Genomic DNA, 23258 nt, shown 5'->3' on the forward strand with positions numbered 1-23258 from the left:
CTTGTCAACCCTCTCGGCGCCCAGGACACATGACGGCCGAAAAGGTTGTACGCGCCCTCGTTGCGCCTTCGTCCCGCTTCCGTACCGCTTCGTATGCCGAACGTAAATGCAATTGACATGTAATGGACACCTGCGGGGATGATGGAGCATCAGTGGATCTTGAGGGCGGGGCACCCCCGGCCCTCGGTCCGTTCCTCGAACCATCTGGAGACACACGTGGCCAAGAGCTCCGGCACGAACGTGCGTCAGACGCTGGCGCGCGTCACGGCTGCGGCGCTGACCGCCGCTCTCGCGGTGACCGGGACCAGCGCCTTCGCCGCCGACGGCACCGGGCCCTCCTTCCACCCCCTCGGCACCCAGGGCAAGACGTCCGGCCCCGAGCGGTTCAGCACGTCCACCACCGCGGCCACCGCCGAGGACGCCCAGGTCAACCCGTTGTACGGGGTCGACAACAACGGCGACATGTGGGCCTACGGCCTGGACGGCAACGGCGGCCTCACGGCCCGCGTCGACGTGGGCGACGGTTGGAAGTACACCCGCTTCATCACTCAGGTCGACCACGACAACGACGGCTCGGCCGACGGCATCTGGCACGTCACCAACGGCAACCTCTACAGCTGGCTCGACACGGACGTCGACCCCGTCCAGGTGGGCCACGGCTGGAACATCTACAACCGCCTGCTCTCGGCCGGCAACCTCGGCGGCGCCGTCGCGGACGACCTGATCGCCCGCGACGACGACGGCGTGCTGTGGCTGTACCTCGGCTACGGAAACGGCAAGGTGACCAGCCGCTACCGGGTCGGCGGCGGCTGGAACACCTACAGCCGCATCGCGGGCAAGGGCGACCTCACCGGCGACGGCAAGGACGACATCGTCGCCGAGGACACCTCCGGCGTCCTGTGGCTCTACAAGGGCACCGGCGACTACAAGGCGCCGTTCGAGTCCCGCACCCGCATCGGCGGTGGCTGGTGGGTCTACAACGGGATCGTTTCGGTCGGTGACATCGACATCGACGGCATCACCGACCTCATCGCCCGCGACAAGGACGGCGCGCTGTGGCTCTACAAGGGCACCGGCAACGCCGCCGCCCCGTTCCAGTCCCGCGTGAAGATCGGCAACGGCGGCTGGAACACCTACCGCCTGCTGTTCTGACCCCCGGACTCCGCCGCACGGAGAACACCGGGACGGGCCGCTCCCTTTCCACAGGGGGGCGGCCCGTCCGCGTTCCGCAGGGGGCGGCCCGTCCGCCTCGGCCCCGGGAGACGCACGGTCCGGGGCGGGGCGCGCGGAGGAGGGCCGGGACGAAGAGCCGGACCACCCCGGACACACCGCGGCCCCCGGTACGGGATCCACAGCGGATCCCGTACCGGGGGCCGACCGGCGGGCGGGACTAGGCGCCGATCAGGCGCCCGGCCAGGTAGGCCTCGATCTGGTCCAGCGAGACCCGCTCCTGCTTCATCGAGTCACGCTCACGCACGGTCACGGCGTTGTCGTCCAGGGTGTCGAAGTCGACGGTGACGCAGTACGGCGTGCCGATCTCGTCCTGGCGGCGGTAGCGGCGGCCGATGGCGCCGGCGTCGTCGAACTCGATGTTCCAGTGCTGGCGCAGCGCCTGCGCGAGGCCCTTGGCCTTCGGCGACAGCTCCGGGTTGCGGGACAGCGGCAGCACCGCCACCTTCACCGGGGCCAGGCGGTGGTCCAGGCGCAGCACGGTGCGCTTCTCCATCTTGCCCTTGGCGTTGGGCGCCTCGTCCTCGACGTAGGCGTCGAGGAGGAAGGCCAGCATGGTGCGGCCGACGCCCGCCGCGGGCTCGATGACGTACGGAGTCCAGCGCTCGCCGGCCTCCTGGTCGAAGTAGGACAGGTCCTGGCCCGAGGCCTTGGCGTGGGAGGAGAGGTCGTAGTCGGTGCGGTTGGCGACGCCCTCCAGCTCGCCCCACTCGCTGCCGCCGAACTGGAAGCGGTACTCGATGTCGGCGGTGCGCTTGGAGTAGTGGGAGAGCTTCTCCTTCGGGTGGTCGTACCAGCGCATGTTCTCAGTGCGCAGGCCCAGGCCCGTGTACCAGTTCCAGCGCTGCTCCATCCAGTACTCGTGCCACGTCTCGTCCTCGCCGGGCTTGACGAAGAACTCCATCTCCATCTGCTCGAACTCGCGGGTGCGGAAGATGAAGTTGCCCGGCGTGATCTCGTTGCGGAACGACTTGCCCATCTGCGCGATGCCGAACGGCGGCTTGCGGCGCGAAGTGGTCTGCACCTGGGCGAAGTTGGTGAAGATGCCCTGTGCGGTCTCGGGCCGCAGGTAGGCGATGGAGCCGGAGTCCTGAGTGGGGCCGAGGTGGGTGGAGAGCAGGCCGGAGAACTGCTTGGGCTCGGTGAACTGCCCCTTGTTGCCGCAGTTGGGGCAGTTGATGTCGGCCAGGCCGTTCTCGGGGGCGCGGCCCTTCTTCTCCTCGTAGGCCTCCTCCAAGTGGTCAGCGCGGAACCGCTTGTGGCAGGAGGTGCACTCGGTGAGGGGGTCGGTGAACGTGGCGACATGGCCGGAGGCGACCCAGACCTCGGGGGCCAGGACGACGGACGAGTCGATACCGACGACGTCCTCGCGCGACGTCACCATGTAGCGCCACCACTGGCGCTTGATGTTCTCCTTGAGCTCGACACCCAGCGGACCGTAGTCCCAGGCGGCGCGCTGTCCGCCGTAGATCTCACTGCAGGGGAATACGAAGCCACGGCGCTTGCTCAGGCTGACGATGGTGTCGATCTTGTCGGCGGCCACGGTGCTCTCTTCATTACGACGACGGGCGTTGAAGCGAGACGCTTCAGAGCGAATGCTTCAGGGTACCGGCGCATGCTCCCCCTCAACCAAATCGCCCCTGCGAACCGGGCCGCACCCCGAAGCTTGTTGACAACGGTTTCCAGTTTCGTTGAAAATGAGTGTCATGAACGCTCGACGACGCCTCATACCCGCACTGGCCACCGCCGCCGTCGCCGCCCTCGGCGCGACCACGCTCACCGCCTGCTCCACCGACAGCGCAGCCGCCGGCACCGCGGGCACGTTCGACGTCGTCGCGTCGTTCTACCCGATGGCCTACCTCGCCGAGCAGATCGGCGGCAGCCACGTGCACGTCACCAGCCTCACCGAGCCCGGCCAGGAGCCGCACGACCTGGAGATCAGCGCCCGGCAGATCGTGCGGCTGGAGAAGGCCGACGCCGTCCTCTACCTCCGGGGCCTGCAGCCCGCCGTCGACAAGGCCGTCGCCCAGTCCGGCACCGGCACGAAGATCGACGCGGCGACCCTGACCACACTGGAGCAGCACGGCAACGAGGTCGGCGGTCACGCCGCCGCACACGACCACGAGCACGGCGACGAAGAGGGACGCGAGGACCCGCACATCTGGCTCGACCCGGTGAAGTACGCGGAGGTCGCCAAGGGCGTCGGCAGCGCCTTCGAGAAGGCCGACCCCGACCACGCGGCCGACTACCGGAAGAACACCTCCGTGCTGCTCCGGAAGCTGGCGGACCTCGACACGAGCTTCCGGACCGGACTGGCGAACACCCGCACCAAGGTCTTCGTCACCACCCACGCCGCCTTCGGCTACCTCGCCGAGCGCTACGGCCTCACCGAGGAGGCCATCTCCGGCCTCGACCCCGAGTCCGAGCCGAGCGCCGCGCGCGTGAAGGACCTGGAGAGCATGGCGAAGGCCGACGGTGTCTCCACCGTCTTCTACGAGACCCTCGTCAGCGACAAGACCGCCCGGACCATCGCCGAGGACACGGACCTGAGGACCGACGTCCTCGACCCGGTCGAGGGCATCACCGACGCGTCCCGCGGCGACGACTACATCGAGGTCATGCAGGCCAACCTCAAGGCCCTGCAGACCGCCCTGGGCGCCAAGTGACCTCCACGGAGATCACGGTGGAGCACGGGGGCCGCAGGGACCAGAGGGACCACAGGGAGCACAACGCCGACCGCAAGGAGGACCGCGTGAGCGAGCCCGTCATACGCCTGCAAGGCGTCCGCGCCGAACTGGGCTCACGCCCCGTCCTGCGCGGCATCGACCTCACGGTCTCCCGCGGCGAGGTCGTCGCACTGCTCGGCGCGAACGGTTCCGGCAAGTCGACGGCCGTGCGCAGCGTCATCGGCCAAGTGCCGGTGAGCGGCGGCGAGATCGACCTGTTCGGCACCCCGCGGCACCGGTTCCGCGACTGGGCGCGCGTGGGCTACGTCCCGCAGCGCACCACCGCCTCCGGCGGCGTCCCGGCGACGGTGACCGAGATCGTCTCCTCGGGCCGCCTGTCGCGCACCCGGTTCGGGCTGTTCCGCAGGGCCGACCAGGACGCGGTCCGGCGCGCCCTGGAACTGGTGGACATGACGGACCGGGCGAAGGACCCCGTCGACGCCCTGTCCGGCGGCCAGCACCAGCGCGTGCTCATCGCCCGCGCGCTCGCCGCCGAGCCCGAACTGTTGATCATGGACGAACCGATGGCCGGCGTCGACCTGGCCAGCCAGGAGGTGCTCGCCCGGACGCTGCGCGAGCAGGTCGCCGCGGGCGCGACCGTCCTGCTCGTCCTGCACGAGCTGGGCCCGCTGGAGCCCTTGATCGACCGTGCGGTGGTTCTGCGCGACGGCTGCGTCGTGCACGACGGGCCGCCGCCGAAGGCCGTCGGCCAGCACGCGCTGCCCGGCCACGACCACGTCCACCCGCACGCGCCGGCCGGCGCCGAACCCCTCCGCACGGGACTGCTGAGCTGATGGAACTCCTCGACTACGCCTTCATGCAGCGGGCGCTGCTGGCCGCCGTGCTCGTCGGCGTCACCGCCCCCGCGATCGGCATCTACCTCGTGCAGCGCCGCCAGCCGCTGATGGGCGACGGCATCGGCCACGTCGCCATGACCGGCGTCGGCCTCGGCTTTCTGCTGAACACCTCGCCGGTGTGGATGGCGACCGCCGTCTCCGCGTTCGGCGCCGTCCTCATGGAGCTGATCCGCTGGTACGGCAGGACCCGCGGCGACATCGCCCTCGCCATGCTCTTCTACGGCGGCATGGCCGGCGGCGTGATGCTGGTCAACCTCACGCCGGGCGGGTCCAACGCCAACCTCAGTTCGTACCTGTTCGGCTCGCTGTCCACCGTCTCGCCCTCGGACGTGACGGCCATCTCGATCCTGGCCGCGTTCGTGATCGTGGTCACCCTGGGACTGCGGCGGCAACTGTTCGCGGTGAGCCAGGACGAGGAGTTCGCCCGGGTCACCGGCCTGCCGGTGCGGGCACTGAACCTGCTCGTCGCGGTCACCGCGGCCGTCACCGTCACCGTCGCCATGCGGGTCGTCGGCCTGATCCTGGTGTCCGCGCTGATGGTGGTCCCGGTCGCCGCCGCCCAGCAGCTCACCCGCAGCTTCGCCGCCACCTTCGTCATCGCCGTGGCCCTCGGCGTCACGGTGACCATCGGCGGCACCGTCACGTCGTACTACCAGGACGTGCCGCCCGGCGCGACGATCGTGCTGCTGACGATCGCCGCGTTCGTCGCCCTCAGCGCACTGGCCGCCCCGCTGGCGCGCCGCCGCGCCCGGGCCGCATCCGCCGCACCACCCGCACGGGAAGCGGCGGAGTGCGCGATTCCGGCCACCCGGAGCGCGGGTGACGAGGTCGGTGCCTGACCGGGCCTGAGCCGGACTGGCACAATGGCCCGGCAGGCGCAGACATGTGAGGAGGCAACCGGTGACGACCGCTGGACCGCCCGTGAAGGGCCGCGCCACTCGGCAGCGTGCCGCCGTGGCGGCAGCCCTCGACGAGGTCGACGAGTTCCGCAGCGCGCAGGAACTCCACGACATGCTCAAGCACAAGGGCGACTCGGTCGGTCTGACGACGGTCTACCGCACGCTGCAGTCCCTCGCCGAGGCCGGTGAGGTCGACGTCCTGCGCACCTCCGAGGGCGAGTCCGTGTACCGCCGCTGCTCCACCGGCGAGCACCACCACCACCTGGTCTGCCGCAGCTGCGGCAAGGCCGTCGAGGTCGAGGGCCCGGCGGTGGAGAAGTGGGCGGAGGCCATCGCGGCGGAGCACGGGTACGTCAACGTGGCCCACACCGTGGAGATCTTCGGCACCTGCGCGGACTGCGCGAACTGCACGGACGCCCGCCGGGGCTGAACCGCCGGGTACCGGCGGACGCCCGGTGGGACGGGCCGCCGGGCGGGCGGCTCAGCCGGTGGGCCCGCCCTCCATCGCCAGCAGCTCCTCGTTGGGGATCGCCCCGCCGAACCGCCGGTCGCGCGAGGCGAACTCCACACACGCCCGCCACAGGTCACGGCGGTCGAAGTCGGGCCACAGCACGTCCTGGAACACCATCTCGGCGTAGGCGCTCTGCCACAGCAGGTAGTTGGACGTGCGCTGCTCGCCGCTCGGCCGCAGGAACAGGTCGACGTCCGGCATGTCCGGGTAGTAGAGGTACTTCGCGAACGTCTTCTCGTTCACCTTGGAGGGGTCGAGGCGCCCTGCCTTCACGTCCTCCGCGAGCGCCTGCGCCGCGTCGGCGATCTCCGCGCGCCCTCCGTAGTTCATGCAGAAGTACAGGGTGAGCCGGTCATTGTCCTTGGTCTGCTCCTGCGCGATCTGCAGTTCCTTGGCGACCGACTTCCACAGCCGGGGCATCCGGCCCACCCAGCGCACCCGGATGCCGAGCTCGTCGAGCTGGTCGCGGGTCTTGCGGATGAAGTCGCGGTTGAAGTTCATCAGGAAGCGCACCTCGTCCGGCGACCGCTTCCAGTTCTCGGTGGAGAAGGCGTACAGCGAGATCGCCCCGACACCGATCTCGATCGCGCCCTGCAGCACGTCCAGCACGCGCTCGGCGCCGACCTTGTGCCCCTCGGTGCGCGGAAGACCGCGCTCCTTGGCCCAGCGGCCGTTGCCGTCCATGACGATCGCCACGTGGCTGGGGACCAGCTCACCGGGGAGCTTGGGCGCCCGCGCGCCGGACGGGTGCGGCTCCGGCGTCCTGTACTCCCGGCGCTGCCGTCCCAGGAACTGGCGTACGACCATGTCGTTCTCGTCTCCCTCGTGCCTTACTTCTCCACGTACCGAAGCGACCGCAGCCCGCGCTCCAGGTGCCAGTGCAGGTACGCGGACACCAGTCCGCTCCCCTCCCTGACGTACCGCGGCTCGCACGCGTCCGCGGTCTCCCAGTCCCCCGTGAGCAGCGCGCCGAGCAGTTCGAGCGTCTGCGGCGACGGTACGACGCTACCGGGCACCCGGCAGTCCACGCACAGGGAGCCTCCCGAGGCCACCGAGAAGAACCGGTTGGGTCCGGGCATACCGCACTTCGCGCAGCCGCTGAAGCTGGGGGCGTACCCGTTGACCGCGAGCGACCGCAGCAGGAACGCGTCGAGCACGAGGTGCGGCGCGTGCTCCCCACGGGAGAGGGTGCGCAGACCGCCCACGAGCAGCAGGTACTGCTGGACCGCGGGTTCCCCCTCGTGGTCGGTGAACCGCTCCGCGGTCTCCAGCATGGCCGTGCCGGCGGTGTACCGCGCGTAGTCCGCCACGATCCCGCCACCGTAGGGAGCGATGGTCTCGCTCTGCGTGCACAGCGGGAGCCCGCGTCCGACCAGCTCGCTGCCGCGCGCGAAGAACTGCACGTCCACGTGGGAGAACGGCTCCAGCCGCGCCCCGAACTTGGACTTGGTGCGCCGCACTCCCCGGGCCACGGCCCGCACCCGCCCGTGCCCGCGTGTGAGCAGCGTGATGATCCGGTCCGCCTCACCCAGCTTCTGGGTGCGCAGCACGATGCCGTCGTCGCGGAACAGGCTCATGACCCCATTCTCCCGTACCGCACCGCCTCCCCTGCCCGTCCGGACGAAAGGATGCGGTATGCGAGCTGTGCCCCTGAACGCTTCCTCTCTCACGGCGGGGCACCGACCTGCGCCGTGCGGCGGATGCCCGGACACCCGCTCCCGAAGAGCACCGCAGTCCATGGAACGGGCCCCGGCACCGCCGCCGGGCCACCGTGGCCGGGAACCCGTACCGACTCGCGGACACGGCCGCCGGGGCGCGCCGGCTCGTCCTGCGGCCGGAACCGGTCCCGCGATCCGGGCAACCGAATCGGCGCGACCGGTGGTCTGGGGGGCGAGGAGGGTTCTTGATGCAGGCCGAACTGGAGACTCGATTCCAGGAATTCGTCCAGGCGCGCTGGTCGCACCTGGTGCGGACCGCCTATCTGCTCACGGGCGACGCCCACCACGCCGAGGATCTGACGCAGACGGCGCTGGCGAAGGCGTACCGGTCGTGGCGGCGGGTGGCGCGCGCCGACAACCCCGAGGCGTACGTGCGCCGGATGCTCGTCAGCTGCAACAGCGACCGCTTCCGCAAGCGGCGGGTCCAGGAGTCGCTGACCGCGGCTCCGCCGGACAGGGCGGGGAACGACGAGGCGACCTCGTGGGCCGCCGAGCGCAGTGCGCTGATGACGGCACTGGCCGGGCTGCCGCCGCGGCAGCGGGCCGTGGTGGTGATGCGGTACTGGGAGGACCTGTCCGAGGCGGAGGTCGCCGGCGTGCTCGGCTGCTCGCCGGGGACGGTGAAGAGCCAGGCCTCGAAGGGGCTGGCGAAGTTGCGTACGTATCCGGGGCTCGTCCAGTTGACGGGCGGGGCCGTGGCGAGCGGACGGGGAGGTACCAGGTGAGCGGGGAGCAGGAGTGGGACGTGGAGGAGCGGATGCGCGACCTGCTCGCCGAGGACGCGTACACGATCCAGCCCTCGCCGGTGCCGTATCCGGCGATCCGGCGGCGGGGCGTCTCCGAGCGGAGGCGGCGCGTGGCGATCGCGGGCGCGGCGCTGGTCGCCCTCGGTGCGCTGCCGGTGGGGGCGTATGCGCTGGGCGGTGCGGAACGGGGCGGCTCGGACACCGCCGCACCCCGGCCGACGGCCGGCGCCGCGCAGCGCACGGCGACCTCCGCGCCCCCGGCCACGCCCGCGGCACCGGCCGGGCCGGCGCGGCCCGCCACCGACGGGCAGTTGCTGGACGGGATCGGCTTCGCGCAGGCCGCGCACGGGTTGCAGCAGTGCCTGGACTACGACGAGAAGAGGGAGAAGGCGCTGCCCATGGGCAGCGCCGCCCCCGCGGACGACGGCCTCGGCAAGGCGTCCGACTACCGGATCATCCTGGCGATGCACAGCACCGGCGACTCCAACGCACCGGGCGACGGCTTCTTCGTCGTCGCCGTGAAGGAGCAGCCCCGGCAGACCCGGCTGATCTGCACCATCCGCGACGGTGCGGCGCAGGGCCTGAACACCAGTGTCGGCGGCACGGCCGGCGACACCGCCCAGCCGGTCCACGCCGACATCAACAGCGGCAAGCTCTACCAGCAGTCCGTCCTGGACAAGGGTCACTGGAAGCTGCCGTTCCGCTGGGGGCTCATCGGCACGGTGGAGCCGTCGGTGGCCAAGGTGACGGTGGACTACGGCGACGGCAGCAGCGACGCCGCACTCGACCACGGCTGGTTCGTGGCGGCCGGCACGCTCGGCCGGCAGGTCACCCGGGCCCCGCACGTCAAGGGCTACGACACGGCGGGCAAGCTCGTCTACGACTCCGACCAGGACGAGAGCTACGAGAAGACCCTGCCCTGACCGTCCTCCGGGACCGCCCGCACGCGTAGGCGTTCGCGCGAAGGGGACCTGCGCGGCACTCTGGGCGCCGCCCGGGGCACCGGCCCCGACTCGTGGGCCAGGAGCACCGGCTGGTCGGGCTCCCGGCCCGGAGTCCGCCGTGATGCGGATGGCGTGGGCCCCGGCGGTGAGCGGGCCCGGGCCCCGGCCCTGGCGGTCTCCGTGCTGTTCGGGCGGCAGGGGCGCGCAAGGACGCCGGCGGGCACCGCCGGGGCTCGGCACGTCTCACGCCGACGGGCGGGTGCGCCGCCACCGCGGCGGGCGGCCGACGGACGGCTACGACGGGGTCCGCGCGGCTTCCAGCAGGCGGGGGACGTCGTCGGCGCGGATGGTGAGGGCGGTGCCGACGGTGGCGAGGACCTCGCGTTCGGCGGGGGTGTAGGGGCCGTCGGCGAGGGCGATGCGGGCCCCCTGGAGCAGGATCGATTCGCGGCCGACGGGGGCGAGGTGCGGGGCGAGCGGGTCGAGGGCCTCGTGGAGCTCTATGGCCAGTCCGGCGCCGCAGGAGGAGCCGAGGACCCGGCCGGTGTCCGCGGCCAGCGCCTCGACGAGCGCGGCCAGCTGCTGACGGGTGCAGTCGCCGAAGCCGGCGGCGCGGACCGCGCTCGCGGCGACCTCCAGGGCCGCGGGCGAGCACGTACCGCCCGCGGCGAGCACGGCGAGGGCGACGGTGTGGACGGCGTCGCGGAGCATGGCGGAGAAGCGGGTGGTGGTGGGGTGGTCGAGGGCGTCGGGCCTGAAGTGGCGGTGGCAGGAGGCGCACTCGACGACCGGCCCGGTCTCGCCGCGCGGGAGCACGGGTACGCCCAGGAAGGTCAGGCGCCGGCGTCCGGTGAGCCGCTGGTAGTTGCGGTCACCTCCGCAGCCGGGGCAGAAGAACTCGCCGTCGCCCAGGGGCGTCCACGCGGTACGGGTGCCCAGGATGCGCGAAAACCTGGCGGCACGGCCGTTTCGTCCCCGTCCTGGCAGCACGTCGCACCTCCCGCGAAACGTGGCGGCAACATCGCCGCGCTTGCGTGATGTTAGCCACATCTGCGAGGGCGAGTCAGCACCCCGGACGAGACCTGTTCGTGACCTGCGGTGCCGGGTGGCCGAGAAACGGCGCTCCGCCCGGCGCCGCGGGGCACCCGCACGGGGGTGCCCCGGCCGCCGCGACCGGCAGCCGGGGCACCGGAACTCCGGGGCGGCGCGGTCAGCGGGCCGCGCGGTTGACGGCGGAGACGACCGCCTTCAGCGAGGCACGCGTGGTGTTGGCGTCGATGCCGATGCCCCACAGCACCTTGTCGTCGACGACGCACTCGATGTAGGAGGCGGCGAGCGCGGAGGCGCCCTCGCTCATCGTGTGCTCCTGGTAGTCCAGCAGGCGTACGTCGACGCCGACGGACTCCAGCGCGTCGAAGAAGGCCGAGATCGGACCGTTGCCGGTGCCGGTCAGGACGGTGTCCTCACCGTCGACGGTGGCCTCGACGGTGAGGGTGTCCACGCCGTCGGTGTCGGTGGTGGACTGACCCGTCCTCACCTGGATGCGGCCCCACGGGTTGTCCGGGTTGGGCAGGTACTCGTCCTGGAAGACCGCCCAGATCTCCTTCGGCGTGATCTCGCCGCCCTCGGCGTCCGTCTTCGCCTGGATGATCCGGGAGAACTCGATCTGCATCCGGCGCGGCAGGTCCAGCTTGTGGTCGTTCTTCAGGACGTAGGAGATGCCGCCCTTGCCGGACTGGGAGTTGACGCGGATGACGGCCTCGTAGGAGCGGCCGACGTCCTTGGGGTCGATGGGCAGGTACGGCACGGCCCACTCGATGTCGTCCACGGTGACGCCCTTGGCCTCCGCCTCGGCCTCCATGGCGTCGAAACCCTTCTTGATGGCGTCCTGGTGGGAGCCGGAGAAGGACGTGTAGACCAGGTCGCCCACGTACGGGTGGCGCGGGTGGACCTCCATCTGGTTGCAGTACTCCCACGTACGGCGGATCTCGTCGATGTCGGAGAAGTCGATCTGCGGGTCGACGCCCTGCGAGAACAGGTTCATGCCCAGGGTGACCAGGTCGACGTTGCCGGTGCGCTCACCCTGCCCGAACAGGCAGCCCTCGATGCGGTCGGCGCCGGCCATCAGCGCCAGTTCCGCGGCGGCGACGGCCGTGCCGCGGTCGTTGTGCGGGTGGACGGACAGGCAGACGTACTCGCGGCGGGAGAGGTTGCGGTGCATCCACTCGAAGCGGTCCGCGTGCGTGGACGGCGTCGAACGCTCCACGGTGGCGGGCAGGTTGAGGATGATCTCGCGGCCCGGACCGGGCTCGTAGACGTCCATGACCGCCTCGCAGACCTCCAGCGCGAAGTCCAGCTCGGTGTCGGTGAAGATCTCCGGCGAGTACTGGTAGCCGAACGTCGTGCCATCGGCCCCCGGGCCCAGCAGCTTCTCGGCGTACTCCATCACCAGGCGGGTGCCGTCGACGGCGATCTGCTTGATGTCGTCCTTGGAGCCACGGAAGACCACCCGGCGGAAGACCGGTGCGGTGGCGTTGTACAGGTGGACGGTGGCGCGGCGGGCGCCCTTCAGGGACTCCACGGTCCGCTCGATCAGGTCCTCGCGTGCCTGGGTGAGGACGGAGATCGTCACGTCCTCCGGGATCGCGCCCTCCTCCTCGATGATGGAGCGCACGAAGTCGAAGTCGGTCTGGCCGGAGGCGGGGAAGCCGACCTCGATCTCCTTGTACCCCATCTTGACCAGCTGGTCGAACATCCGGCGCTTGCGCTCGGGGGACATCGGGTCGATCAGGGCCTGGTTGCCGTCGCGCAGGTCGGTCGACAGCCAGCGGGGGGCTGCGGTGACCCGCCGGTTCGGCCAGGTGCGCTCGGGGATGTCGACCTGCTCGTAGCGGCCGTACTTGTGGACCGGCATCGGGCTGGGCTGCTGGCGGTTCGCCATGGTGCGAAGGCTCCTCAGGTGTCCGAGTGGACGGCCGACGACGCAACGCCAAGCTCCGCGGGGAGGGAGTCGGCCTCGTCTACAGGCCCTCGCCGCGGCAGCTAAGAAGAAGCAGCCCGTAACGCATGATGCTCCGCATGCTAGCCGAGCCGTCCCGGATGCGGGGGGCTGTATCAGTATGCGGGACCGGACACCCATACCGGACAAAAGGTGCGCAATACCACATCATCACGGAGCGTGGCGCCCGCTGTCCCGGTATTTCACCAATCATGGTGCCAGGTAGTGACAGTGTCATCACGCAGTGCAAAGGTGCCGGGCATGACGACTCACGGGGGCTTCGAGCCCGTCTTCTGCACCGTCGTCCCGCCGCACGTCCTCGACAGACTGGCCCGGCACGACGACACCGCACTCTCCGGTCCCGCCCGGCGGACCCTGATGCGCGACAGCGAGCTGCGCGGCCGGCGCCGCGTCACCGCCGAGTTCACCCTCGCCGCCGCACCGGCGGCGAAGGCACCGTCCGACCGTCCGCTGCGCACGGTCTACGACGCGGAGCACCGCACCGGGCTGCCCGGTACCAGGGTCCGCGGCGAGGGCGACGAACCCGGCCAGGACGCCACGGTCAACCGGGCCTACGCCGGCCTCGGCGCCACGTTCGACCTCTTCCTCACGGCCTACGGCCGCCACTCCATCGACGGCGACGGCCTGCCCCTGGACGCCACGGTCCACTACGACGAGGGGTACGACAACGCCTTCTGGAACGGCGAGCAGATGGTCTTCGGCGACGGCGACGGCGAGATCTTCCTCGACTTCACCCTGCCGATCGACGTCATCGGCCACGAGCTGACCCACGGCGTCACCCAGTACACCGCCAACCTCACCTACTACGGCCAGCCCGGCGCCCTGAACGAGTCGATGTCCGACGTCTTCGGCTCACTGATCAAGCAGTACTCGCTGGGCCAGACCGCCGCCGAGGCCGACTGGCTCATCGGCGCCGGCCTGCTCGCCCCGCGCGTCACCGGCAGGGCGCTGCGCTCGATGAAGGAGCCGGGCACGGCGTACGACGACGACGTCCTCGGCAAGGACCCGCAGCCCGCGACGATGGACGGCTACGTGCACACCGGTCGCGACAACGGCGGCGTCCACATCAACTCCGGCATCCCCAACCACGCCTTCTACCTCGTCGCCTCGCGGCTCGGCGGCCACGCCTGGGAGCGGGCGGGGAAGATCTGGTACGACGTCCTCACCGGCGGCGAACTGCCCCCGCAGGCGATGTTCGCCGACTTCGCCACGCTCACCCTCAAGGCCGCGCGCGAGGCCTACGGCGACGGCGGTGCGGAGCACGAGGCGGTGCGCAAGGCCTGGGAGCAGGTCGGGGTGCCCGCCCTGTAGGCGGGGTGCGCCGGACGCCGTTCGGTACTAGACAGGGACCCATGCGGATTCAGGTGAAGCGCACGGGCGGGTTCGCGGGCATCGAGCGGTGCGCCGAGGTGGACACCTCCGGCCGCCCCGACGCCCCCGAGTGGCAGGCCCTGGCGGAGAAGGCCCTCGCCGCCGGCCGGGGCACGCCGCCGGCCGGGGTACCGGACGGCTTCGGCTACGAGATCACGGTGGACGGGCGGACGGTGTACACCGCCGACCCGGGCCTGACGGAGGAACAGCGCACGCTGATCTCGCGGGTGCTCCGGGAAGGGGCGTAGGCCGGCAGCCGACGGGGTTTTCACGCACGGGCGTTGACGCGGGTTACCGTCGGTACGGATGATCCGCGCATGGATCCGATGCCTCAGTTCCCGCCCGGCTTCCTGTGGGGTGTGTCGACCTCGGCCCACCAGATCGAAGGGGCCGCGGACCGGCGCGCCCCGTCCGTGTGGGACGTCTTCACGGCCGTACCGGGCCGGGTGAAGGACGGCTCGACGGCCGCCGTCGCCTGCGACCACTTCCACCGCTACCGCGAGGACGTCGCGCTGCTCGCCGACCTGGGCGTGAACGCCTACCGTTTCTCCGTCTCCTGGGCTCGGGCCGCCTCCCCGGGCGGCCTGGACTTCTACGACCGCCTGGTCGACGAGCTGTGCGCGGCGGGCGTCCGCCCGACGCCGACGCTCTTCCACTGGGAGCTGCCCGCCGAACTGGACTGGCTGGAGCGGGACACCGCGTCCCGGTTCGCCGACCACGTGACGGCGGTGGCCGCCCGGCTCGGCGACCGCGTGCCGCAGTGGATCACCCTCAACGAGCCCGCCGAGCACACCCTGCTGGGCCACGCCCTCGGCGTGCACGCGCCCGGCAAGCGTCTGCTGTTCGACGCACTGCCGGTCGCCCACCACCAGCTGCTGGCCCACGGCCTGGCGGTACGGGCGCTGCGCGCCGCCGGGGCCGCGGAGATCGGGATCGCCAACTCGCACGGGCCGACCTGGCCGGCGTCCGGCGAGGCGGCGGACGTCGAGGCGGCGGCCTTCTACGACGTCCTGCTCAACCGCCTGTTCGCCGAGCCGCTGATCCTCGGCGCGTACCCGGAGGGCATCGGCGAACTCATGCCCGGCGACGTACAGGCGGACCTGGAGGTCATCGCCGAGCCGATCGACTGGTACGGCGTCAACTACTACGCACCGACGCGGGTGGGTGCCCCGCAGGGCACCGAGACGGACTTCGGCGGGGTCCGGATGCCGGCCGAACTCCCCTTCACGGTCCGGGAGATCGAGGGCGTCCCGGTCACCGACTTCGGCTGGCCGGTGGTGCCGGAGGCACTCACCGAACTGCTCACCGGCCTCGCTGAGCGCTACGGCGACCGCCTGCCGCCCGTGGTGATCACCGAGAACGGCTGCAGCGGCGAGGGCATCGACGACCAGGACCGCATCGCCTACCTCGACGGACACCTGCGCGCCCTGCACCGGGCGATGGCGGCCGGTGTCGACGTGCGCGGCTACTTCGTCTGGTCGCTGATGGACAACTTCGAGTGGGCGGAGGGGTACGCGCGGCGTTTCGGACTCGTGCACGTCGACCACGGCACCCAGGAGCGCACCCCCAAGGCGTCGTACACCTGGCTGCGGGAGGTGCTGCGGGCCCAGGCGTGAAGAGGTGCGGCAGGCAGGGTACGGCCTGAGGGCCCGCCCGGCCGCAGCCGTCCGCCCCGGGCGGGGGACGCGGCCCCGGGCGGGGCGCCCGCGTGCCGGACGGCTGCGGGCGCGCCCCGAGGGTCAGAAGCCCAGCTTCCGCAGCTGCTTCGGGTCCCGCTGCCAGTCCTTGGCCACCTTCACATGGAGGTCCAGGAAGACGGGGGTGCCCAGCAGCGCCTCGATGTGGCGGCGGGACTTGATCCCGACCTCCTTCAGGCGCTTGCCCTTGGGGCCGATGATGATGCCCTTCTGGCTGGAGCGTTCGATGTAGACGTTGGCGTGGATGTCCAGGAGGGGCTTGTCCGCCGGGCGGTCCTCCCGCGGCAGCATCTCCTCGACGACGACCGCGATGGAGTGCGGCAGCTCGTCCCGCACCCCCTCCAGCGCCGCCTCCCGGATCAGCTCGGCCACCATGACCTGCTCGGGCTCGTCGGTCAGATCGCCCTCGGGGTAGAGCGTCGGCCCCTCGGGCAGCAGCGGGACCAGCAGGTCGGCCAGCAGCTCCACCTGCTTGTCCCCGACCGCCGACACCGGGACGATCTCCGCCCAGTCGATGCCCAGTTCCTTGCCCAGCTGGTCGATCGCGATGAGCTGCTCGGCGAGCGCCTTGGAGTCCACCAGGTCCGTCTTGGTGACGACGGCCACCTTCGGGGTCTTCCTGATCCCGGCGAGCTCCTTGGCGATGAACCGGTCGCCGGGCCCGATCTTCTGGTCGGCGGGCAGGCAGAAGCCGATCACGTCCACCTCGGCCCACGTGGTGCGCACGACGTCGTTGAGACGCTCGCCCAGCAGCGTCCGCGGCTTGTGCAGCCCCGGGGTGTCCACCAGGATCAGCTGGGCGTCCGGCCGGTGCACGATGCCCCGCACCGTGTGCCGGGTCGTCTGCGGCCGGTTGGAGGTGATCGCCACCTTCTGCCCGACCAGAGCATTCGTGAGGGTGGACTTGCCCGCGTTGGGGCGACCGACGAAGCAGGCGAAGCCGGCGCGGTGCTCCCCCGCAGCGTCGACGGCGCGGGAGGAGCCCCGGCCCTCGGCGGGCTGCTCGGATGACTGGGTACGAACGCTCATGCCGCCCATTCTCCCTGATCCCCGAGCCCGCGCCGCACCACGGACCCCGCCGGCCCCCGCTGTGAGGTTCCGGTAACCCGTACGCGGCGACGCCGCGGGCCTCCTCCACGGCGGCGGGCTCGCCCAGCCGGGCAAGCAGCTGGTGGCGGTGGCCGTGGTGGGGGTCTACGCCTTCTCCGTCACCTACGGCCCCGGCAGGCTCGTCGACAGGGTGTGCGGCTTCCGCGCGAGCGAGGAGGCGGAGCAGACCGGCCCGGACCTTACGGTGCACGCCGAGACGGCATACGATCACGGCGTCCCGGTCAGCTCCTCCGCCCTCGCCACCGCGCAGAAGGTCCCCACGCGGCCCGGAAACGGAAAGGTCGACGCCCAGGCATGAAGCTCATCACCGCGATCGTGAAGCCGCACCGTCTCGACGGGGTGAAGACGGCACTCCAGGACCTCGGCGTGAACGGCCTGACCGTCACGGAGGCCAGCGGCTACGGCCGTCAGCGCGGCCACACCGAGGTGTACCGCGGTGCCGAGTACCGGGTGGACCTGGTGCCCAAGGTGCGCATCGAGGTCGTGGTGGAGGACGCACGGGCCGACGACGTCATCGACGCGATCGTGAAGGCCGCGCAGACCGGCAAGATCGGCGACGGGAAGGTGTGGGCGCTGCCGGTCGAGACGGTCGTCCGGGTCCGGACGGGCGAGCGCGGCCCCGACGCCCTGTAGGAGCCGCGCCTTTCGGGTCCGCCGTCCGCGCGGTGCGGGACGGCGGATCGGCCGGCCGTCGGTCAGCCGGCCGTGCGGGTCTGCCGTACCTGTCCGTCCGGCCCGGCCACCAGCACCGGCGTGGCGGTCCCGCCCAGGTCCGCCACGGCCGCCAGGTCGTCCGCGGGCACCGACTCCGCCTCCGTGACCACGGCCGCCGCCTCCAGCGACTGCGCCCCGGACGCCACCGCCATGGCGACCGCCGTGCGGAGCGCGCTGAGCCGGAGCGAGTCCAGGGCGACGGTGCCGGCGACGTAGGTGCGGCCGGTGTCGTCGCGCACGGCCGCCCCCTCGGGCACACCGTTGCGGGCACGGGCCGAACGGGCCAGGGTGACGATCTTGCGGTCCTCGGGGTCGAGCGCGTTGCTGTCGGTCATGATCCGAGCATACGGAGGCCGGACGGAGCGCGGTGCAGCCGCCGTCGGCGGCGCCACGGGCCACGTCCCGGCCACGGCAGGGGCCCGGGGGCCGAGCGTCGGCCCCGCTCCTCCGGGGCGCCGGTGGGGACGGGCCGTCAGCGTTCGGTGAGCCATGTGCGGTACCAGGCCAGCGTGGCGTCCAGCGCCGTCCCCAGGGGGGTGGGGGTGATGCCGAAGGCGCGCTCGAAGGCGGAGGAGTCCACGATCTGCGGCTCGATGTGCTGGTAGAACATCTCGGCGTACTCGGCCATGAAGCGCTCGTCGAACGGGCCGAAGGGGCGGGGCTCTTCGAGGACGACGATCTCCAGCGGCCGGGCCACGCGCTCCTCGATCATGCCGAAGACCTCGCGGGTGCTGACCGCCGGGACGGTCGGCAGGTGCCACACGCGGCCGTCGCCCTCCTCACGCTCGCCCAGGGTGGCGAGGCCGGCCGCGACGTCGCCGATGTAGGTGTAGCTGTGCCGCAGGTCGATGTCGCCCAGGCCCAGCACCTGCCCGCCGGTCAGCGCGCCGGGGACGACCGCCGCTCCGAGGCTGGAGTTGAGCACGCCGGGGCCGACGAAGTCGGCGGAGCGGCCGAGGACGACCCGGGCGAGCCCCTCGCGGTGGGCGGTCAGGTACCGCTCGTCGAGTTCGGCCCGCATCCGGCCCTTGGCGCTGGTGGCCTTCCAGGGGCTCTCCTCGGTCATCACCGCTCCCCCGGTCTCGCCGTAGGGGTAGAGGGTGTCGAGCACGACCAGGCGGGCGCCCGCGTCCACGACGGCGCCGAGGACGGCCTCCTGGATGCGGGGCATCACCTCGACCTGGAGGTGGTAGCCGACGTTGACGCAGTGGTGGACGACATCGGCCCCCGCTACGGCCCGCCGCGCCCCGTCCGCGGTGCTGACGTCGGCGGCACGGCGCTCGACTCCCTCGATGTCCGTCCCTCCGGCGGTGCGGTCGACGAGGCGTACGGCGTGGCCACGGCGCACGAGTTCGCGGGCGAGCGCGGTTCCCGCCGGGCCGGATCCGAGGACGGCGTGCAGGGCGCGGGGGTGTGCGGCGGCAGAGGACATGGCTGGACTCCCTGGGCAGATTCCCGCTCGCTCGCCACGGCGTGCCCCGCTGCGGCGACCGGACGGTGATGGTCAATCGCTTCAGTTAGAGACTATAATTATCAGGATGATGTGTAGCAACAGTGGGTGGTTCATCGTCCACTTAGGATGTGTCGCGCACAGGAGAGGGGAGACGCCCATGGCCGCCGGCGCATCCGGCCCGAGAGCCCGCTACCGGGAACAGACACGCGCGGAGATCAAGCAGATCGCGCTGGCACAGCTCGCCGAGGGAGGGACGGCGGCCGTGGCACTGACCCGGATCGCCAAGGAGGTCGGCCTATCCGGCCCCGCCCTGTACCGCTACTTCGACAGCCGGGACGCCCTGCTGAGCGACCTGATCCGGGACGCGTACGCCGATCTCGGTGCCGCGGTCGACGCCGCGGCCCGCGCGTACCCCGCGGACGGGACGCGCCGGGCACGCCTGCAGACCCTGGCGGTAGCGGTGCGCACCTGGGCGGTGGCGGAGCCGCACCGCTACCTGCTGATCGAAGGCACACCGGTGCCGGGCTACACGGCTCCCCCGGACACCCTGGACGGTGCGCGGGCGGTGCTCGGGCCGTTCCTGGCCTGCTTCGAGGGGGCCGAACCGGCGGCGGCGATGCGGCCGCTGGTGCGGCAGATGGCGCAGTGGGCGGCCGAGGACGCCGCGGTCGGCGCGTGGGCCCGCAGCGGAGTGGGCGCGGGCGGCGAGGGCACGGCCCTGGCCGGAGCCGTGCTCGCCTGGACCCAGTTGCACGGTGCCGTGGGCCTGGAGGTCTCCGGGCAGTTCCGGGGCATGGGCCACGACGGAGGCACCCTGCTCACGGTCCAGATGGACTCACTCGCGGACAGCTTCGGCCTCGACCGGCCGTGACGGCCTCCGCACCGTCCTCCTGTGCTGTGACCGAACCCGCCGCCCGCGACGTCGGCGCGCGGTCACGGCCGGTGCGGCGCCCGCCGGGTCAGGGGCGGTCCAGGCGGAGGCGGTCGGCACGGGGCAGGCCGGCCACGACGAGGTCGTAGGAGTCCTCGACGAGCTCGCGGACCAGGAGGTCCGGCAGCGCGCCGTCGACGGTCACGGTGTTCCAGTGCCGCTTGTTCATGTGCCAGCCGGGGACGATCAGGTCCGGGTGCACCGAGCGCAACCGGATCGCGTCCTCGGGGTCGCACTTGAGGTTGGCCTTCAGGGGCCGCGCGGCCAGGTCCGCCAGGGCGAACATCCTGCCCTGCACCTTGAAGACCGAGGTCTTCGGGTTGAACGGGAAGTCCTCCACCGCGGCGTCGAAGGACAGGCACAGGGCGCGCAGCTCCGTGGGGGTCACTCGGCGATCACCTCCTCGCGGGGAGCCCAGGCCGGGCCGACCGGCTCGGCCAGCACCGTCACGATCTTGTTCCGGCGGCCGGCGGCGGCCTCCGCGGTCAGCCGCAACTCCCGCCCGTCGGGCAGCTCGACCACCGAGGACGCCCCGGCGATCGGCACCCGGCCCAGCTCCTTGGCGAGGAGTCCGCCCACGGTCTCCACGTCCTCGTCGTCATAGGCTTCCAGGCCGTACAGCTCGCCGAGGTCGCCGATGTCGAGGCGGGCGGTGACCCGGTAGCGGTTCTCGCCGAGGCTCTCCACCGGCGGCAGCTCCCGGTCGTACTCGTCGGTGATCTCGCCGACGATCTCCTCCAGGATGTCCTCGATGGTGACGATGCCCGCGGTGCCGCCGTACTCGTCGATGACGACGGCGACGTGGTTGCGCTCCTTCTGCATCTCCCGCAGCAGGTCGCCCGCGTTCTTGGTGTCGGGCACGAAGAACGCCGGACGCATGGCGGTGGACACCAGCTCGGACTCCGCGTCCCGGCTGATGTGCGTCTTGCGGGCCAGGTCCTTCAGGTACACGATCCCGACGATGTCGTCCTCGCTCTCGCCGGTGACCGGTACGCGGGAGAAACCGGAGCGCAGGGCGAGGCTGAGGGCCTGCCGGATCGTCTTGTACCGCTCGATGACGACGAGGTCGGTGCGCGGGACCATCACCTCGCGCACCAGGGTGTCGCCCAGCTCGAACACCGAGTGCACCATGCGGCGCTCCTCGGCCTCGATCAGCGACTCCTTCTCGGCGAGGTCGACCAGGGCGCGCAGTTCCGCCTCGGAGGCGAAGGGGCCGCGGCGGAAGCCCTTGCCGGGGGTGAGCGCGTTGCCGATGAGGATCAGCAGCGACGGGATGGGACCCATCACACGGGCCAGCGGCAGCAGCACGTACGCCGCCGCCGTCGCGGTGTTCAGCGGGTGCTGGCGGCCGATGGTACGCGGGGAGACGCCGACGGCGACGTACGACACCAGCACCATGACGCCGATGGCGACGAGCAGCGCCTCGGTGGTGCCGTCGAACTCCTGCAGGCAGGCGTAGGTGACCAGCGCGGCGGCGGCCATCTCGCAGGCGACCCGGACCAGCAACGCCACGTTGAGGTAGCGGGTGGGGTCGGCGGCGACCTGGGCGAGCTTGGCGCTGCCGCGACGGCCGGAGCGCACCGCCTCCTCGGCGCGGAAGCTGGAGACGCGGGCCAGGCCCGCCTCCGCGCAGGCGGCGAGCCAGGCGACCACGACCAGTGCGATCGCGCCGAGAACGATCTGCGGGCTCATGGCCGGCCTACGAGAGGGTCGGTGCCGGCGACGGGCCGGTCAGGCCCCGCTCGGCGCGCCAGCCGTCCACGATGGCGGCCTGGAGGCCGAACATCTCGGCCCTCTCGTCCGGCTCCTCGTGGTCGTAGCCCAGCAGGTGCAGCACACCGTGGACGGTGAGCAGTTGCAGCTCCTCGTCCATGGTGTGCTGCGTGGGAGCGTCGGCGCCCTGCTTGGTGGCGACCTCCGGGCACAGCACGATGTCGCCGAGCAGGCCCTGCGGGGGCTCGTCGTCGTCCTTGGACGGCGGCCGGAGCTCGTCCATCGGGAAGGACATGACATCGGTCGGGCCGGGCAGGTCCATCCACTGCAGGTGCAGCTGCTCCATGGCACCGGTGTCCACGACGATCACCGACAGCTCGGAGAGGGGGTGGATACGCATGCGCGCGAGCGCGTAGCGGGCGATGTCGAGGATCGCCTGCTCGTCGACCTCGGTACCGGACTCGTTGTTGACGTCGATCGACATGGTGCTGTGCTTGTCTACTTCCCCTTGTGCCCGGACTTCCTCCGGCCGCCCTGGTGCGTGCCGTTCTCGGTGCCGTGCGTGCTGTCGTACTTCTCGTACGCGTCGACGATACGGCCGACCAGCTTGTGCCGTACGACATCGTGGGACGAGAGCCGGGAGAAGTGGACGTCCTCGACGCCCTCCAGGATCTCCTGCACCTGCCGCAGACCGGACCTGGTGCCGCCCGGCAGGTCGACCTGCGTCACGTCACCGGTGACGACGATCTTCGAGTCGAACCCGAGGCGGGTGAGGAACATCTTCATCTGCTCGGGGCTGGTGTTCTGGGCCTCGTCGAGGATGATGAAGGCGTCGTTGAGCGAGCGGCCCCGCATGTACGCCAGCGGCGCGACCTCGATGGTCCCCGCCGCCATCAGCCGCGGGATGGAGTCCGGGTCGATCATGTCGTGCAGGGCGTCGTACAGCGGGCGCAGGTACGGGTCGATCTTCTCGTAGAGCGTCCCGGGCAGGAAGCCGAGCCGCTCACCCGCCTCGACCGCGGGGCGGGTCAGGATGATGCGGTTGACCTGCTTGGACTGCAGCGCCTGCACCGCCTTGGCCATCGCCAGGTAGGTCTTGCCGGTGCCGGCCGGGCCGATGCCGAAGACCACCGTGTGCTTGTCGATCGCGTCGACGTAGCGCTTCTGGTTGAGGGTCTTGGGGCGGATCGTACGGCCGCGCGAGGACAGGATGTTCTGCGTGAGCACCTCGGCCGGTGTCTCCGTGGGGCCCTCCCCGTTCTCGCTCGCCTTGAGCATGGCGATCGAGCGTTCCACTGCGTCCTCCGTCATCGGCTGCCCGGTGCGGAGCACCAGCATCATCTCGTCGAACACGCGCTGGATGAGGGCGACTTCCGCGGGATCGCCGACCGCGCTGATCTCATTGCCCCGGACATGGATGTCGGCCCCCGGGAAGGCCTTCTCGATCACGCGCAGGAGCGAGTCGCCGGAACCCAGCACGGTGACCATGGGGTGCTGGGCGGGAACGGTGATCTGGGCTCGTGCCGGTCCCTGCGCGGGGGTGTGAGCTGTGGGTGTCTGAGTCATGGGCCGGCGCTGTAGGCCTGCGCTTCCTCCTCGTCACGGCCGCGTAGCTGAGA

At 71.4% G+C, this 23258-nt stretch carries 24 protein-coding genes and 1 pseudogene; 13 read left to right on the forward strand and 12 right to left on the reverse strand.

The features are described 5' to 3' along the window. The first annotated feature begins 216 nt into the window (after positions 1–216). Positions 217–1152: a VCBS repeat-containing protein gene (locus tag I3F54_RS19790; RefSeq protein ID WP_240120156.1), complete on the forward strand. Its 936-nt coding sequence runs from the start codon at positions 217–219 to the stop codon at positions 1150–1152. A 238-nt stretch (positions 1153–1390) separates the two neighbouring features. Here the strand turns inward: I3F54_RS19790 and I3F54_RS19795 are convergent, their stop codons facing one another. After that, complete coding sequence (locus I3F54_RS19795) at positions 1391–2773, reverse strand: glycine--tRNA ligase (RefSeq protein WP_240120157.1); 1383 nt, start codon at positions 2771–2773, stop codon at positions 1391–1393. Positions 2774–2936: 163 nt separating this feature from the next. Here I3F54_RS19795 and I3F54_RS19800 point away from each other — a divergent pair, with 163 nt between their 5' ends. The 4 genes from I3F54_RS19800 to I3F54_RS19815 all read left to right on the forward strand — a co-directional run bounded on the left by I3F54_RS19800 (position 2937) and on the right by I3F54_RS19815 (position 6142). Further along, positions 2937–3896, forward strand: coding sequence for a metal ABC transporter substrate-binding protein (locus I3F54_RS19800; protein ID WP_240120158.1), 960 nt, complete (start codon positions 2937–2939; stop codon positions 3894–3896). Positions 3897–3982: 86 nt separating this feature from the next. Next, positions 3983–4750 carry a metal ABC transporter ATP-binding protein gene (locus I3F54_RS19805; protein ID WP_240120159.1) on the forward strand — a complete coding sequence of 256 codons (768 nt, stop codon included), beginning with the start codon at positions 3983–3985 and terminating at the stop codon, positions 4748–4750. Then, positions 4750–5652 (forward strand): metal ABC transporter permease, encoded by a 903-nt coding sequence (locus I3F54_RS19810; protein ID WP_240120160.1) that lies wholly within the window; start codon positions 4750–4752, stop codon positions 5650–5652. Before I3F54_RS19805 ends, I3F54_RS19810 begins: the two co-directional genes overlap by 1 nt. A 61-nt stretch (positions 5653–5713) precedes the next feature. Beyond that, the gene (locus tag I3F54_RS19815) at positions 5714–6142 is read left to right on the forward strand and encodes a Fur family transcriptional regulator (RefSeq protein WP_240120161.1); all 429 of its coding nucleotides are present in this window, start codon (positions 5714–5716) and stop codon (positions 6140–6142) included. A gap of 51 nt (positions 6143–6193) precedes the next feature. Here I3F54_RS19815 and I3F54_RS19820 read toward each other — a convergent pair whose 3' ends face one another. Beyond that, positions 6194–7030 carry an isoprenyl transferase gene (locus I3F54_RS19820; protein WP_240120162.1) on the reverse strand — a complete coding sequence of 279 codons (837 nt, stop codon included), beginning with the start codon at positions 7028–7030 and terminating at the stop codon, positions 6194–6196. Positions 7031–7053: 23 nt separating this feature from the next. Then, positions 7054–7800 carry a DNA repair protein RecO gene (gene recO, locus I3F54_RS19825; protein ID WP_240120163.1) on the reverse strand — a complete coding sequence of 249 codons (747 nt, stop codon included), beginning with the start codon at positions 7798–7800 and terminating at the stop codon, positions 7054–7056. 329 nt (positions 7801–8129) lie between these two features. Here recO and I3F54_RS19830 point away from each other — a divergent pair, with 329 nt between their 5' ends. Continuing rightward, the gene (locus tag I3F54_RS19830) at positions 8130–8666 is read left to right on the forward strand and encodes a SigE family RNA polymerase sigma factor (protein WP_240120164.1); all 537 of its coding nucleotides are present in this window, start codon (positions 8130–8132) and stop codon (positions 8664–8666) included. Then, positions 8663–9610, forward strand: coding sequence for a hypothetical protein (locus tag I3F54_RS19835; protein ID WP_240120165.1), 948 nt, complete (start codon positions 8663–8665; stop codon positions 9608–9610). The genes I3F54_RS19830 and I3F54_RS19835 overlap by 4 nt, the downstream gene beginning before the upstream one ends. Before the next feature lie 315 nt (positions 9611–9925). Here the strand turns inward: I3F54_RS19835 and I3F54_RS19840 are convergent, their stop codons facing one another. Beyond that, complete coding sequence (locus tag I3F54_RS19840) at positions 9926–10621, reverse strand: TerB family tellurite resistance protein (RefSeq protein ID WP_240120166.1); 696 nt, start codon at positions 10619–10621, stop codon at positions 9926–9928. 220 nt (positions 10622–10841) lie between these two features. Then, complete coding sequence (leuA, locus tag I3F54_RS19845) at positions 10842–12572, reverse strand: 2-isopropylmalate synthase (protein WP_240120167.1); 1731 nt, start codon at positions 12570–12572, stop codon at positions 10842–10844. Between the two features lie 318 nt (positions 12573–12890). On the opposite strand from leuA, the gene I3F54_RS19850 reads away from it, so the two are divergent. The 3 genes from I3F54_RS19850 to I3F54_RS19860 all read left to right on the forward strand — a co-directional run bounded on the left by I3F54_RS19850 (position 12891) and on the right by I3F54_RS19860 (position 15637). Continuing rightward, complete coding sequence (locus I3F54_RS19850) at positions 12891–13961, forward strand: M4 family metallopeptidase (RefSeq protein WP_240120168.1); 1071 nt, start codon at positions 12891–12893, stop codon at positions 13959–13961. Between the two features lie 41 nt (positions 13962–14002). Next, positions 14003–14269, forward strand: a complete 267-nt coding sequence (locus I3F54_RS19855) for a protealysin inhibitor emfourin (protein WP_240120169.1) — start codon at positions 14003–14005, stop codon at positions 14267–14269. Between the two features lie 69 nt (positions 14270–14338). Further along, positions 14339–15637, forward strand: coding sequence for a GH1 family beta-glucosidase (locus I3F54_RS19860; protein ID WP_240120170.1), 1299 nt, complete (start codon positions 14339–14341; stop codon positions 15635–15637). Between the two features lie 123 nt (positions 15638–15760). Here the strand turns inward: I3F54_RS19860 and era are convergent, their stop codons facing one another. Then, a complete protein-coding gene (era, locus tag I3F54_RS19865; RefSeq protein ID WP_240120171.1) occupies positions 15761–16756 on the reverse strand; it encodes a GTPase Era in 996 nt (331 codons plus the stop codon). Positions 16757–16832: 76 nt separating this feature from the next. Here era and I3F54_RS19870 point away from each other — a divergent pair. Both I3F54_RS19870 and I3F54_RS19875 read left to right on the forward strand, forming a co-directional pair. Further along, positions 16833–17126 (forward strand): annotated as a pseudogene (locus I3F54_RS19870) (ammonia channel protein); the annotation flags it as partial. Next, positions 17123–17461 (forward strand): P-II family nitrogen regulator, encoded by a 339-nt coding sequence (locus I3F54_RS19875; protein ID WP_240120172.1) that lies wholly within the window; start codon positions 17123–17125, stop codon positions 17459–17461. The pseudogene I3F54_RS19870 and the gene I3F54_RS19875, both read left to right, overlap by 4 nt. Positions 17462–17523: 62 nt before the next feature. On the opposite strand, the gene I3F54_RS19880 is transcribed toward I3F54_RS19875, so the two are convergent. Both I3F54_RS19880 and I3F54_RS19885 read right to left on the reverse strand, forming a co-directional pair. Beyond that, entirely contained in the window at positions 17524–17877 is a 354-nt protein-coding gene (locus tag I3F54_RS19880) for a cytidine deaminase (protein ID WP_240120173.1), read from the reverse strand. Between the two features lie 137 nt (positions 17878–18014). Next, positions 18015–18974: an NAD-dependent epimerase/dehydratase family protein gene (locus I3F54_RS19885; RefSeq protein WP_240120174.1), complete on the reverse strand. Its 960-nt coding sequence runs from the start codon at positions 18972–18974 to the stop codon at positions 18015–18017. A gap of 178 nt (positions 18975–19152) precedes the next feature. Between I3F54_RS19885 and I3F54_RS19890 the strand changes: the two genes are divergently transcribed. After that, complete coding sequence (locus I3F54_RS19890; protein WP_240120175.1) at positions 19153–19866, forward strand: TetR/AcrR family transcriptional regulator; 714 nt, start codon at positions 19153–19155, stop codon at positions 19864–19866. 88 nt (positions 19867–19954) lie between these two features. Here the strand turns inward: I3F54_RS19890 and I3F54_RS19895 are convergent, their stop codons facing one another. From I3F54_RS19895 to I3F54_RS19910, 4 genes are read right to left on the reverse strand one after another with little or no spacing between them, the layout of a single operon-like run. Next, a complete protein-coding gene (locus I3F54_RS19895) occupies positions 19955–20314 on the reverse strand; it encodes an MmcQ/YjbR family DNA-binding protein (RefSeq protein ID WP_240120176.1) in 360 nt (119 codons plus the stop codon). Then, the gene (locus I3F54_RS19900) at positions 20311–21618 is read right to left on the reverse strand and encodes a hemolysin family protein (protein ID WP_240120177.1); all 1308 of its coding nucleotides are present in this window, start codon (positions 21616–21618) and stop codon (positions 20311–20313) included. The genes I3F54_RS19895 and I3F54_RS19900 overlap by 4 nt, the downstream gene beginning before the upstream one ends. Before the next feature lie 7 nt (positions 21619–21625). Continuing rightward, positions 21626–22123 (reverse strand): rRNA maturation RNase YbeY, encoded by a 498-nt coding sequence (gene ybeY, locus I3F54_RS19905; protein ID WP_240120178.1) that lies wholly within the window; start codon positions 22121–22123, stop codon positions 21626–21628. A 14-nt stretch (positions 22124–22137) separates the two neighbouring features. Continuing rightward, on the reverse strand, positions 22138–23205 hold the full coding sequence (locus I3F54_RS19910; protein WP_240120179.1) for a PhoH family protein: 1068 nt from the start codon (positions 23203–23205) through the stop codon (positions 22138–22140). Positions 23206–23258: the final 53 nt, after the last annotated feature.

The sequence above is a fragment of the Streptomyces sp. MUM 2J genome, assembly GCF_022414535.1.
In the GTDB taxonomy this organism is placed as follows: domain Bacteria; phylum Actinomycetota; class Actinomycetes; order Streptomycetales; family Streptomycetaceae; genus Streptomyces.